11 protein-coding genes are annotated in these 13,835 nt (G+C 37.2%); 4 read left to right on the plus strand and 7 right to left on the minus strand.

Annotated elements, in window-relative coordinates; all coding sequences use genetic code 11:
* Positions 1 to 63: 63 nt before the first annotated feature.
* Both guaA and MCS_RS02490 read right to left on the minus strand, forming a co-directional pair.
* Entirely contained in the window at positions 64 to 1,620 is a 1,557-nt protein-coding gene (gene guaA / locus MCS_RS02485) for a glutamine-hydrolyzing GMP synthase (RefSeq protein WP_024864164.1), read from the minus strand.
* 130 nt (positions 1,621 to 1,750) lie between these two features.
* Complete coding sequence (locus MCS_RS02490; RefSeq protein ID WP_004855253.1) at positions 1,751 to 3,037, minus strand: RsmB/NOP family class I SAM-dependent RNA methyltransferase; 1,287 nt, start codon at positions 3,035 to 3,037, stop codon at positions 1,751 to 1,753.
* Between the two features lie 526 nt (positions 3,038 to 3,563).
* Between MCS_RS02490 and MCS_RS08440 the strand changes: the two genes are divergently transcribed.
* Positions 3,564 to 3,713: a hypothetical protein gene (locus MCS_RS08440; protein WP_004855256.1), complete on the plus strand. Its 150-nt coding sequence runs from the start codon at positions 3,564 to 3,566 to the stop codon at positions 3,711 to 3,713.
* 191 nt (positions 3,714 to 3,904) lie between these two features.
* Here the strand turns inward: MCS_RS08440 and guaB are convergent, their stop codons facing one another.
* From guaB to MCS_RS02505, 3 genes are all read right to left on the minus strand, one after another.
* On the minus strand, positions 3,905 to 5,404 hold the full coding sequence (gene guaB / locus MCS_RS02495; protein ID WP_004855259.1) for an IMP dehydrogenase: 1,500 nt from the start codon (positions 5,402 to 5,404) through the stop codon (positions 3,905 to 3,907).
* A gap of 164 nt (positions 5,405 to 5,568) precedes the next feature.
* Positions 5,569 to 7,140 carry a phospholipase D family protein gene (locus MCS_RS02500; protein ID WP_004855262.1) on the minus strand — a complete coding sequence of 524 codons (1,572 nt, stop codon included), beginning with the start codon at positions 7,138 to 7,140 and terminating at the stop codon, positions 5,569 to 5,571.
* A 337-nt stretch (positions 7,141 to 7,477) separates the two neighbouring features.
* Positions 7,478 to 8,863 carry a sigma-54-dependent transcriptional regulator gene (locus MCS_RS02505; protein ID WP_004855265.1) on the minus strand — a complete coding sequence of 462 codons (1,386 nt, stop codon included), beginning with the start codon at positions 8,861 to 8,863 and terminating at the stop codon, positions 7,478 to 7,480.
* Positions 8,864 to 9,100: 237 nt separating this feature from the next.
* Here MCS_RS02505 and omp10 point away from each other — a divergent pair, with 237 nt between their 5' ends.
* The gene (omp10, locus tag MCS_RS02510; protein ID WP_004855268.1) at positions 9,101 to 9,463 is read left to right on the plus strand and encodes an outer membrane lipoprotein Omp10; all 363 of its coding nucleotides are present in this window, start codon (positions 9,101 to 9,103) and stop codon (positions 9,461 to 9,463) included.
* A gap of 758 nt (positions 9,464 to 10,221) precedes the next feature.
* On the opposite strand, the gene MCS_RS08900 is transcribed toward omp10, so the two are convergent.
* Positions 10,222 to 10,650, minus strand: a complete 429-nt coding sequence (locus MCS_RS08900; protein ID WP_425290174.1) for a sugar phosphate nucleotidyltransferase — start codon at positions 10,648 to 10,650, stop codon at positions 10,222 to 10,224.
* Positions 10,610 to 11,104 carry a UTP--glucose-1-phosphate uridylyltransferase gene (locus MCS_RS08905; RefSeq protein WP_004855277.1) on the minus strand — a complete coding sequence of 165 codons (495 nt, stop codon included), beginning with the start codon at positions 11,102 to 11,104 and terminating at the stop codon, positions 10,610 to 10,612. The genes MCS_RS08900 and MCS_RS08905 overlap by 41 nt, the downstream gene beginning before the upstream one ends.
* Before the next feature lie 269 nt (positions 11,105 to 11,373).
* Between MCS_RS08905 and MCS_RS02525 the strand changes: the two genes are divergently transcribed.
* Positions 11,374 to 12,627 carry a lytic murein transglycosylase gene (locus MCS_RS02525; protein WP_004855283.1) on the plus strand — a complete coding sequence of 418 codons (1,254 nt, stop codon included), beginning with the start codon at positions 11,374 to 11,376 and terminating at the stop codon, positions 12,625 to 12,627.
* Between the two features lie 14 nt (positions 12,628 to 12,641).
* On the plus strand, positions 12,642 to 13,706 hold the full coding sequence (locus MCS_RS02530) for an SGNH/GDSL hydrolase family protein (RefSeq protein WP_004855288.1): 1,065 nt from the start codon (positions 12,642 to 12,644) through the stop codon (positions 13,704 to 13,706).
* Positions 13,707 to 13,835 lie beyond the last annotated feature (129 nt).

A 13,835-nucleotide genomic window follows, 5' to 3' on the forward strand; every position in this document is an offset into this window, starting at 1 on the left:
GCTTTTCCAAACTTCAAATTCTTAACAGCACTTTTTTCTTAAAATATTTTTATTTTTCTTTAATCATTCCCACTCAATAGTGCCAGGAGGCTTTGACGTTACATCATAAACAACACGATTAATCCCTCTCACTTCGTTAATAATACGTGCTGCAGCCCTGCTTAAAAATTCCATATTATACGGATAAAAATCAGCAGTCATTCCGTCTACAGATGTTACCGCACGAAGAGCACAAACAAATTCATATGTGCGTCCATCCCCCATAACCCCAACCGTCTGAACAGGAAGAAGAACAGCAAAAGCCTGCCAAATTTCATCATAAAGACCAGCTTTACGAATTTCATCAAGATAAATGGCATCCGCTTCACGTAAAATTTCTAATTTTTCACGTGTAACAGCACCTGGACACCGAATTGCAAGGCCGGGACCCGGAAAAGGATGACGGTCAATAAATTGCTCTGGCAATCCTAACTCTCTCCCTAAGGAACGAACCTCATCCTTAAATAATTCACGCAACGGCTCTACAAGTTTCATCTTCATATGTTCCGGCAATCCACCTACATTATGATGGCTCTTAATTGTTACTGATTCACCAATAGCTGAAACACTCTCAATGACATCTGGATACAGCGTACCCTGCGCTAAAAATTCTGCCCCCCCGATTTTTTTAGTTTCTTCTTCAAAAACTTCAATAAAAAGACGTCCTATCGTTTTGCGCTTTTTTTCTGGATCTGTCTCACCCTCAAGAGCATTAAGAAACATATTGGCAGCATTAACGTGAATAAGCTCTATATTATAATGATTTCGGAATAATGTAAGAACTTCTTCAGCCTCATTCTTGCGCAGCAATCCATGGTCGACAAAAATACATGTTAATTGATCTCCTATTGCTTCATGGAGAAGTACAGCTACAACCGATGAATCCACACCACCTGATAGACCACAAATAACACGACTTTTTCCAACTTTTTTCTGTATCGCAGCAATTGCCTTCTCCCTATAAGAAGCCATTGTCCAATTGCCTTTAAGACCAGATATTTCATAAATAAAATTTTGCAAAAGTTTTGTACCATCCGGTGTATGAACAACTTCAGGATGAAATTGTACTGCATAAAAATGCCTTTTTTCATCAGCAATCGCAGCGTAAGGAGCACCTTTTGATGTTCCTATAACATGAAAACCTTCTGGTAAAGCCGTTACACGATCACCGTGACTCATCCATACTTGATAAAAAGATCCTTTTTTCCACACACCATCAAAAAGTGCACTCTCTTCTTGTACCTCTAAAAAAGCACGACCAAATTCACGCTCATGTCCAGCTTCAACCCTTCCACCAAGCTGAGCGCACATAACTTGTTCACCATAACAAATACCAAGAATTGGAATACCTAATTCAAAAATTTCCATTGGAATACGCGGTGAATCACTATCAATAACTGAATGCGGACTACCTGATAAAATAACAGCCTTAGGTCTTATTCGCTTGATCCCCTCTAAAACAAATTGAAAAGGGATGACTTCGGAATAGGCCCCCATTGCTCGCACCCGCCGTGCGATAAGTTGTGTAACTTGCGAACCAAAATCAATTATAAGAACAGTGTCTGTATGCGATGTGCTCATAGAAAACCAATCAATCATTGTAAAAGAGAACTAATGCATTTATGATTTAATCTTTCACTTTTCTCAAGCCTATCAGATTGAAAAAAGGTTATTTTTGTAAAATTTAAGATAAAAAATGCAAAAATCTGTATCAATATTTTTTTTGCAACACAGAGAAAAAGAAACCATCTGTTTTCGTTGTTGCTGGAGATAAAATAAGACCATAATTTGAAAAAACTGGTTGCACTTGCGAAAGATGAAAATGTTTCTGCCAAAGTGTACGTATATTTATTGGATAAAAATTGGAATGCTGTTGAAGAAAATTGGAAATTTGCTCTTCATTCTCGTCGAAAAAAAGAGAACATGTAATATAAACTAAACGTCCATTTGGCTTAAGATATTTTACCGCCTTATGCAAAATCGCTTTCTGTTCTACTTGGCGCTGTCTTACCTGCTCTAGCGTCAAACGCCATTTCGTATCTGGATGCCGCCGCCATGTTCCTGTACCACTACATGGTGCATCTAGCAAAACGATATCCATCTGACCTACTAACGGCTTTAATTCTTCTTTATGCTCTCGTAGCTGTACATTATAAACACCAGCACGCCGGAGACGATCAAAAATAGGAGCCAAACGAACTTTATCTGAATCATAAGCATAAATTTGTCCTTGATTTTGCATACTAGCAGCTAAGGCTAATGTTTTTCCACCAGCTCCGGCACAATAATCCAATACCTGCATACTGGCTTTTGCTTCTACAAGGTCAGCAACAATTTGAGATCCCAAATCTTGTATTTCAAAATGCCCCTTTTGAAAAGCTGGTTCAACTTGAACATTGGGATGACGGTCAAACTTTTCAATCGGTGCAATCCTTAAAGCTTGCGGAAACCACGATAAAGACTGAGCCCCAGTTTTTGCTAATTCTTTAAGCACCTCTTCTGGTATTGCTTTCAAGCTATTCACGCGTAAATCCAAAGAAGGGCGTGTTGCTAACGCAGCTGCTTCAACGACCCAATTATGGGCAAACAAAGAACGTAAATGCGCTTGACACCATTGAGGAACATCACCACGAATATAGTCTGGTGCATCAACCAATTTTCGTTTTTGCCATGATTGACGTTGCCGCGCCCTTAATAACTGCGGAGCAAACCGATCTCCTTCTAACGCCTCATCAACTTGTTCAATCTTCATGTTTCCAGTATCTAATAAAGCACCGAAAACGATATCTCTTATATCATCACTCTCCATACGCCATTGTAAAGAATAACGCCGTCTCAAGACATCATAAACGATTGTAGCAATTGCTGCGCGATCCCCTGCTCCAGCAAAGCGATGAGAAATCCCCCAAGCTTTTAAAGCTTCACCAGCTGGACGATGCCGGATTTCTATCTCATTTAGAATTTCAATTGCTGCCTGCAAACGCCCACCTAAGCGCATTCATTTCTCCCATTGCATTTTTATATAAAATTCTCAACAACCGAAACAAAGAACAAAATGTCCCACCTCACCTCCAATAAAACTTTCTTAAGAATATCCAAAATTTATTTTGAAAGCCAAATGATCCTGATAACAGTTTTATAATATTGAAAACTCTTCATCTCTTATACTCTTTATTTGCATTCCTATCATTCAATACATATGCTCTTCCTCAATACTGCAAAATCAATAGCTATTCCTAAAGCCCTTCTTTTAATTATGTATATATATAAATCGTCCTTCCTTATGACCTCATAACAATCAATCTTCGTAACTCGATATAAACAGTATGCAAAATAAAACTTTTGACATCTTAGCAATGCTTTCTCTTTGAAAAAGTGGATAATAATTTTTTTAAAACCATGAAAATGTTTCTTCTTCCTAGAAAAATATACAGTCACTTTTTAAAAAATGCTTGGAACCACTATTTAGCATACCCGTTTTTACTGTACTGGCCTTAAGCCAGATAATTTAAAAGGAGAAAATAATGAACACTTATAATAATGGGAAAACAACTTCATCTAAAAGCCGCCATAATACAATGCCCTCAAACAATGGAAAGAAATCCGTCCAAAGTGATCAGGCTAACACTCGCCAACGCGCGTCAAAGACAGAGCGGAAAACTACAAAGAGTTAATTTCTTTAATTTTATATAAGCTTGGAAAGAATTGGAACGTTAGCCTCCAATTCTTTCCTTTTATACTCTAAAATTATTGGGCAACAAATCACAAAGAGAAAATAGTAGCTTCCCTATCATTTTCAAAAAGCTCATCTGTCCATATAATATGGCTCTAAGCACTTATGCATCGAGTTCTATGCTTTTAGATATCAAATAGGACCTCGGTAATTTGGACTCTCCCGTGTAATGGCAACATCATGAGTATGGCTTTCATGGAGCCCAGCATTTGTAATACGAACAAACGTTGCTTTTTCACGAAACTCTGCAAGATCCTTTGCTCCTACATACCCCATCGAAGCACGCAATCCACCAGCAAGCTGGTGTAGAACCGATGCTATAGGACCCTTATAAGCAACTTGACCTTCCACCCCTTCAGGAACTAACTTAAGTTCATCACGAACTTCATCTTGAAAATAACGATCCGCCGATCCCCTTGCCATAGCACCAACTGATCCCATACCGCGATAAGCTTTAAAAGACCGCCCTTGATAAAGATAGACTTCTCCAGGACTTTCTTCTGTACCTGCTAAAAGAGAACCTATCATAGCAGCACAAGCACCACCTGCTAATGCTTTAGCAAAATCACCCGAAGCTTTGATTCCACCATCAGCAATTATAGGAATCCCTGCTTTTTCAGCAACTTCTGCAGCACTCATAATAGCTGCAAGTTGTGGAACACCCACACCTGCAACAATTCGTGTAGTACAAATAGAACCAGGACCAATACCAACTTTTATCGCATCTGCACCACTATCAATCAACGCTTGCGTTGCTTGAGAGGTTGCTACATTACCAGCAATAACAGCTGCAGAAAATGGCATTTTTTTAATCCGCTCAACCGTTTCTAACACACGCTGAGAATGTCCATGTGCCGTATCAATCACCAACACATCAACACCAGCATCAATTAATCGTTCAGCCCGCTCAATCCCATCTTTACCAACACTACTGGCAGCTGCTACACGCAAACGTCCTTGAGAATCTTTAGCAGCATTTGGATTCAATTGTGCTTTTTCAATATCTTTGACCGTCACCAAACCAACACAGCGATTTTGCTCATCCACAACCAATAATTTTTCAATACGGTGATGATGTAAAAGATACTTCGCTTCATCCAGTTGAACGTTTTCACGCACTGTGATCAAATTTTCATGTGTCATTAATTCATAGATTTTTTGTTTTGGATCTGATGCAAAACGTACATCTCTATTCGTCAAAATACCAACAAGTCGCCCAGAAGCCTCGCCTTTAGAGCTACTTTCAACAACAGGAATACCGGAAATACTGTAAGAGCGCATCAAAGTTTTCGCTTCTTCAAGTGTTGCATCCGGACCAATTGTCACTGGATTAACAACCATACCAGACTCAAATTTCTTCACCTGTCGAACTTCTTCAGCCTGTTCCGCAGGAGACATATTACGATGAATCACACCAAGACCACCAGCTTGAGCCATAGCAATTGCCAAACGCGATTCTGTCACAGTATCCATTGCAGCAGAAAGCAGTGGCAAATTGAGATTAATATCGGCTGCAATACGCGTTCTAAGATCTACTTGGCTAGGCATCACAAGAGAATGACCAGGTTGTAAAAGCACATCATCAAAAGTTAGTGCCAATGCGCCTGTTCCCGTTTCAACAATCTTTGCCATAGCCAAATTCCTTTTATAATAAAAAAACACCGCAAGTAACTCTAAATTATAGACTGCGGTTCTCATACATCGCGGATTGGCAACGAATTATGCCATGCTACAAACAAAATGAAAAGAAAAATAAATAATTTCTTGATATCTAGTTTCCCAGATCTATACAAAACCTACAATTGTGACTCAATAGGCAACCAACTAACTATTTTTGTAAATGCGCGGCGCCAAAAACTGCTTTCTGGCTCATAATCTATACTATACTGTTTTTCGTTTTCTATAAAATCCCAATAAATTCGATCATTTTCACCAAGACGGAGATGATAACTCATTTCACCCGTTGTTTCTTCAGAAAAAAGCAAATCTAATCTTGCTGTAATTGGTGCACATTCAAAAAGAATGCCCATTTCCGTATTCAATGCAGCTGACCGAGGATCAAAATTTAAAGATCCAATAAAAGCCGTTTTACGATCAACTAAAAAAGCTTTAGCATGTAAACTTGCCTTACTTGACCGAAACAGTCGCAACCCATGCGCATTGCTATCCGGTTTTAACTCATACAGCTTAACACCACTTTTTAATAAAGCTTTACGATACGGTACATAACCACCATGCACAAGAGCTACATCGGTGGCTGCTAAAGAATTTGTAAGAATTTTGACATCAACACCTTTTGAAACCAAGTTGCTAAAATTTTGCGTCCCTGCCCTACCAGGGACAAAATATGGCGATGTAATCTGCAGAGTTTTTTGGGCATCTCCAATAACTTGTGAAAGCGCCTTCATAAGCCAATTGCCGGCTTTTTTGCGTAATACTTTTTCTGGAGGATCAGAAAGAACAACAACTTTATCTGCTAAAAATAAGCGCTTTCCTGTCTGAATAAAACATTCAAGACTAACATGCTCCTTAATATAATCAAGGTAGACTTTTGCAGCCTTTGAATCACGAAATTTTCGTAATTTTTCTTTCCAATAGCTAAGATCGCTCACTCTTTTAGAAACAACCAAAGTATGAATAGGTAAAACAACAGAACTATTCCAAAAGTCATCAAAGATAATTTCCACCTTTTTAACCGATGGACCAATTAACATCAGATCTAAATCTCGGAAATGCGATTCTTCATCAGCATCAAAATAAGAATCTGCAAGATTCCGCCCCCCTACAAAAGCTATTCGACCATCCACAATAAAAGCTTTATTATGCATTCTGCGTGTTACAGTAATTGCCCGTAATATAATTTCTAAACCACGACGCAAACCGCCTTTCCGTGATCGCCCTGGATTAAACATTCTCACCTCAATATGAGGATGTCTATCCAACGCAATATAAGCTGGATCACGTGACTGAGCGTTAATATCATCTAAAAGAAGCCGTACCCGAACGCCACGATCCGCTGCTTCCACTATTTCACTTAATAATAAGCGCCCCGTTAAATCATCGTCCCAAATATAATACATAAGGTCAAGACTACGTCCAGCCTCTGCTGCTCCTATCGCACGAACACAAAATGCATCTAAATTACTTATGATAAGTGAAAGGCCGTCTTTATCAACTCCTAATCCATCTGTTTCTTCTGCTAATTTACTAACTATGCGATCGAGTTTGGTTTCATCTCTTTTAACATTCAAAGCATAAGAATGCTCCCCTTGAGCATTTTTAACAAAACGACCGTAGGTATAGATCGCCAATGTAGACGCAATAAAAAAAAATATAATAAGAGCAGTAACAATCTCTAACAGTGTCAAAGAGGATCAACTTTCCGTTTTTAAACCAACACACCACCACAGATACGAATCATAATATTAAAATAATGATCATATCTTAAATTACGCAATAAACAGAATGCCATTCCTCGCTTAAGAGAATATAAACACCACATAAATGATTGCAAAAATTTAGTTTAAAAGCTGAAAATGATTTTTGCAAAGAATTTTATATATATTGAATTTACAAAATCAACTGCGCTACTTAAACTTTTGTAATGATAATATTCTAAAAATCGGATTCCTTTTCTTCCTTTTTCAAAGACAACTTCACTTTTCTAAAAATCATGCTTCTCTTCATAGAAATTCAATGTAGATTTTACTTCCGTTCTTGATTGTTTACCATCTTCAATTCATCTATTTTACGATATAGTGTAGAGCGTCCTATACGAAGACGGCGTGCAATCTCACTCATATGCCCTTTATAATGTTTAACGGCTTTCTCGAGAATATCACGTTCCATCTCAGCAAAAGTGCGTACATGTCCATCAGTATTCAAAAATTGTATTGATTCTTGTTCATATTCTTCTTGTACATCACTCTCAATGATATTAGGAGCACTCATCAATGAATTGCCCATTAATTGTGGAAAATCTCGAACCGTTAATAATGGCCCCTCGCTAAGCAACACTGCACGAAAGAGAAATCTCTCAAGTTCTCCTCGGTTCCCAGGCCAATCATACTGCATAAGCAATGAAAGAGCTGACCCTGCCAAGCCATGCACATGCGATCGCCCTGTTTCAGCAACAATGCGATCAATCAAATGCTGTGTAAGCTCTGGAAAATCATCTCTCAATTCTCGCAAAGCAGGAACACTAATAGATAATTGAGAAAACTGTTCAAACAAACTACGTAAAAAACAATCTTCTTTCACTAAAGCTGCTAATCGCGACGTTGAAATAGCAATGATTCTAAAAGAGGGGAGTTTATCTTTTGTCGTATTTTCTCTTTCTTTAAGGTAATGGGCAAAACGCTTTTGCTGTATGGGCTCGAGTCTATCAACATCACAAAGACACAGTGTCCCCTTTTCAAGAGAAGAAACTAATGGCATAAACTCCTCAAACCACTGGCGATTTTCTTCTTCTGGATCAGCAATGGCTGAACATTGAAAGCGAACAAATTCTCCCTTTGATGCTAACCCCTCGTAGTGAATAATGCGAGCTAATGTTTCACGATTAGTCCCAACCTCACCTTCTATTAAAAGATTCTGGAAAGAAGCCGCGGCTCTCTTCGATTGTTCTAGAACCACCTGCATTGCCTTGCTTTTTATGAAAAGATCAGAAAATTGCAAACGATTCTCATTTTTACGCTGAATATAATGAACCTCTCGTTCCAATGCAGAAATGAGCGCGAGAATATCTAAAGTAGCTCTCAACCGCAATGGTGTAACCGGATGAAGCCAATAATCAATAGCTCCAGCCGCTAAAGCTTTCTGGAGTAATTCCTGATTCTCTTGTTGTGCTATCACAACAAGAGGAATAGAAACACCCGCAACTCTAATCATTTTAATTAAATCACTCACACTCAAATCACTCATGACGATATCAAGAAGTGCGAGCACAATATTTCTACGTCTATGTAATAGATCAATTGTACGAAGGCTACTTTCTGCTTCAATGACACGGTAACCAAGCACTCGTAGCATAGCAGAAATCTCTATACGCCTCGCATAATCTTCACTCGCAACAAGAATGGGACCGACCATAGTTTTAATAATCTCCTTTGAGACTACTGAAGGGCTTAATGTAAAAGTTATTGTAAATCATAAGGAATATTTCACCTCTTGTGCTTCACCAACTGTCAATTAAATACAACATTAAGGCATTTTTTTCTATTTTTTTGCTTTTTCATTGATTTTCATCAAATTTTTCCTATTGACTCACGAAATAATTTAACAATGTTATAGGAGCTGAAGAGGAAAATAACAAAAAGAGTAAAATAAATGAAGCAAATCTGCCGTATTTTATGTCTTACAATCACCACTTTGGTATTAAGTGCTTGTGGTTCTTTGCAACATTATGGACAAGATATACCGGCTGGAATTGATGGTAAATGGGTTGATGAGAATGGTATTATTTCTTCTTTTTATAATGGCACTTTTGAAACGCATGCAGCAGATACAGAAGAAAAATTATCAGAAGGCACATACAATTATGTCACTGCTCAGCAGATAGAAATTGAAATACGTTCTATTCTTCGTGGAACAATATATCGCGTCAATTGCTCAATGTCGCATAATACAATGCAACTTTTCTGTACATCACGTACTGGATCCCAATTTGTTCTTCAAAGAAAATTTAATTAAAAATGCAACTAAACTGTTTTTTATTAAAACATTCATCACTGCAATCATAGTTATATTTTGCATAATTAAGGAATGCTATCAGCTCTTGCGCATAACACTATGCATGTATTTAAAGACTTACACCAGAAGAACCATAAAATACTAACTCTTGAAATTTGTTCGATAAAAATAAGCATCTCTCAATAGCAACAGCTCACACATATTCCAGCGAAAATTACATAACATTTCAAGTTGGTGAAGCAAGCCTTTTTGGTCTTTAGAAAAATAATACCAAATTATCATCCTAGGAAAAAAGTACTTATCTAATCTAATATCATTGTAATAAGTAAAATGCGAAAACATGCAGCATAGCGTATCATAGTATTTCATTAATAGGTTTCATATTAACCATGACAAAACAAAAATTAACCATCATCAAACCCAACGATATCAAAATCTCCACATTTGGTTTTACAATATGTAAAAAACAAATATCATCATAGAAACTAAAGGTCGCAGTAATTTTTGTACCACTATGATCACTCTTCGCAAAAGCAATCGTCACCACATGATCTCTAATATTTTTTATGGTTTAGACTATAATCTCAAAAGAGGAAGAAAAGCTTCAAAACTGCTTTAAAATACTTAATCCCCTTTTTTCTACGTACAATAGCTTTAAACGCCGACGCAGCCATTCCTTTCCAACCCAGCATTAGAAAATATTATATATCTATTATAACCAAGTTGGATAAATAAAATTAAGCCAAAGGACTATACCATTACTCTATTTTAATAGTTTCTAGTAGATTTTTCAATGAAGCAGAAACTTGGCTATGCATATCAGCACGTGCTAAAGAAAATACAACATTGGCTTCAATAAAACCAACTTTAGAACCACAATCAAAAGTAAGTCCTTCTAACTGAAAACCAAAAAAGTCCTGCTCATTTGAAAAACGCATCATTGCATCTGTTAACTGTATTTCATCTCCTGCTCCTCGTTCTTGATTAGAGAGAATATTAAAAATTTCTGGTTGCAAAATATAACGCCCATTTATGTATAGATTCGACGGAGCTGTTCCTTTTGTTGGTTTTTCGACCATTTTTGTGATTTCAAAACCACTTGCAATTTGTTTGCCTTTTCCAACAATACCATATTCATGTGCTTCGCTAGGATCGCATTCCTGCACCGCAAATAATATTACCCCCACCAGTTTTTTCATAAAGACTGATCATCTCAGAAAGACACCCCTTTTTAGCCTGAATCAGCATATCCGGTAATAACAAAGCAAAAGGTTCATCACCAACTAATTCACGCGCACACCAAAGTGCATGCCCTAGCCCTAAAGGTTGCTGTTGCCGAGTAAAAGAAGTTGTACCTGGGAAAGGTTGTAAACTGTGTAAATGCTCAAGCTCTTTTTTTGCCACGCTCGGCAAGAGTTGTATACAACCTTGCGCATCAAAATAATCTTCAATGACTGCTTTATTGCGACCTGTAACAAAAATAAAATGTTCAATACCAGCTTCACGTGCCTCATCCACAACATATTGAATAACAGGCTTATCAACAACAGTCAGCATTTCTTTAGGAACTGTTTTTGTTGCAGGAAGAAAACGCGTACCAAGACCTGCTACGGGAAATACCGCTTTCCGGATTTTACGCACTCTCACCCTCTCAATCCATCATATAGCTTTCTGGCTTATTTATCATATGTCTTTATTAAATAATGAAAAATATATCCTCATTGCTTTAATTGGCATTATAATGGACAGACACAAGATGCAAGAGTATAATGATTTATTGAAAAAATACTTTCAAAATACACAATCTGTTTTAGTTATTCTCATTTACTTGATAACATCATCAATGAGAACCAAATATAAAGGTGAAATCATTGTGTATCAAAATACTAAGCCTTAACGGGAATCTCAAAATGCAAAAAACAGCAACTAAGATTTTTTCTTCTTCAGAAAAATCAATAAATCAGAAAGCTTTTATCATTGCCTTTATCACTCTTCTTTCTGCAATTTTTATGTTTTTTGCATCTTCCTATGCTGAAAATGGTTTTAAAAATTGGGTTAAAGAGTTTAAAAAAACAGCTCTCGCCAACAACATCTCATCCTCTACATTTGACATGGCTTTTAAAAACATCAATGCAATTGATCCAGAAGTTTTAAAAAAAGCCGCATACCAACCGGAATTTGTCGACCCTTCATGGAATTATTTCGACAACCGTGTCCATGAGCTTGCAATTATAGAAGGACAACACCAAGCCCAAAAATGGAAAAAATGGCTTGTTCAAATTGAAAAACGTTTTGGAGTTGATTACAATATCCTCCTCGCTATTTGGTCAATAGAAAGCAATTATGGGAAAGTTTTAGCAAACAAAGCTGTAATGCGTGATACCATTCGCTCACTTGCAACACTAGCCTATGCTGATCCAAAACGCGCAAAATATGCACACACACAGCTAATTGCTGTCATGAAAATTCTTCAAAATGGTGAAATTAAGCGCTCTCAACTTACCGGATCTTGGGCCGGTGCATTGGGACATACACAATTTATTCCAAGCAGTTATCTCACCTATGCCATTGATATGGACGGGGATGGACGACGTGATATATGGACCTCTATTCCAGATGCCCTCGCTACTGCTGCTAATCTTCTCCATATGAATGGTTGGCAGTCTAACCTTCCTTGGGGAATAGAAGTCAAATTGCCGCAGAACAAGAATCTTTCTGAAGATTGGCATACCTTTGAAGAATGGGAAAAATTTGGTGTAAAATATGTAAATGGATATCCTTTTCCCCCATCCTCTGAGCAAGCAATTTTGAAATATCCAGATGGACCTGAAGGACCTATATTCTTAGTAACAAAAAACTTCTTTGTTCTTAAACGTTATAATAACGCAGATCGTTATGCTCTCGCTGTTGCCCTTCTAGCTAACCGTATTGCTGGATATCCTGGATTGGTTCAAGATTGGAAACGCCCGTTTCAACCTCTTACTTTCAGAGAGTGTCAGGAATTGCAATCTCGCTTAGCTAGGCTTGGCTATTACAAAGGAAAAATTGATGGAAAAATCGGAACAGCTTCTCGAAAAGCAATTAAAAATTTTCAACTCCACCATGACTTAGAGCCAAATGGCTACCCAACCCCTGCAGTACTTTTTCTACTACGAAAACAATAACATGGAGTAAATGCTTGTCCCATTTTCGCCCGATATACTTGGTTCTTCTGCTTTTCTCTATCTTTGCTATGGGTGCCATACAACCATCCCCGAGTAAAGCAACAAACTTCTTCAAATGGTTGGCGCAACGTAATAAACAACAAGAGCAACAACCATCGCAAATGATAGAACAAAAAATATACAAATTGCCCCGTAAAACTATTGTACAAAAATCTGTACCAAAACAAAAAGAAGAAAATGTAAAACGCGTTCTTGTTTTAGGGGATTTTATGGCTTCTTCTACAGCCGATGCTCTTAAAAAACTATTTACGCATAAGTATAATATCATCATCATAAATAATACAGTGCCAGATTCTGGTTTAGTTCGAACTGATCATTACTCTTGGAAAAACAATATTTCTAAACTTATCGATATAAATAAACCCGATGCTATTGTCATGATGATAGGTGCAAATGATAATCAACCAATTATAGACACTCATAGCACATTTAACACAGAGCAACCAGAATGGCTAAACATCTACAAGCAAAGAATTATCGAAATTGTTGAAAGCCTTCATACTTCGGGAAAACGATGGATATGGATAGGGCAACCTGCTTTTGGAAATGAAAATTTGACACAAAAAATGAGAATTTTTAATGCGCTCTATAAGCAAGAAGTAGAAGAGGGAGGAGGATATTTTATCGATATTTGGAACAGTTTCATTGATGAACAAGGTCAGTTTTCTTTTTCGGGTTATGACATAAATGGAAATGTCGTTAGACTACGCACTAATGACGGTATCAACTGGACCTCTGAAGGAAAAGAAAAACTTGCCTCTTATTTAGAAAAAAAATTAGAAATCCTTCTCAATGCTCACATTCCATCTTATGAAGACTCATCCTTTATAACTTCTAACACTCCAACACTTAAACGAAAATCACAAAATATTGAGCGCCAATCGCCAATAAGCCTCAATGATATGGCACAACAAAATACCCATTTATTAGATAAAATGGATCAAATCTTCATAAAAAAATCATGGTTCCCCTCAAATGGCCATCAGAAAAACCGAGCTGATAATTTTTCTCTCTTGTAATGTTTTTGAATATTACAATCTGATTTTCGCTATAAACTAAAAGCAAATACAATAAAAATTCCCTATTTATATGTCCATGATAAGGTGAGAACTCACATAAATCTTAACCACAAAAATATAACGGTATGG

This window comes from Bartonella doshiae NCTC 12862 = ATCC 700133 (assembly GCF_000278155.1).
In the GTDB taxonomy this organism is placed as follows: Bacteria; Pseudomonadota; Alphaproteobacteria; order Rhizobiales; family Rhizobiaceae; genus Bartonella; species Bartonella doshiae.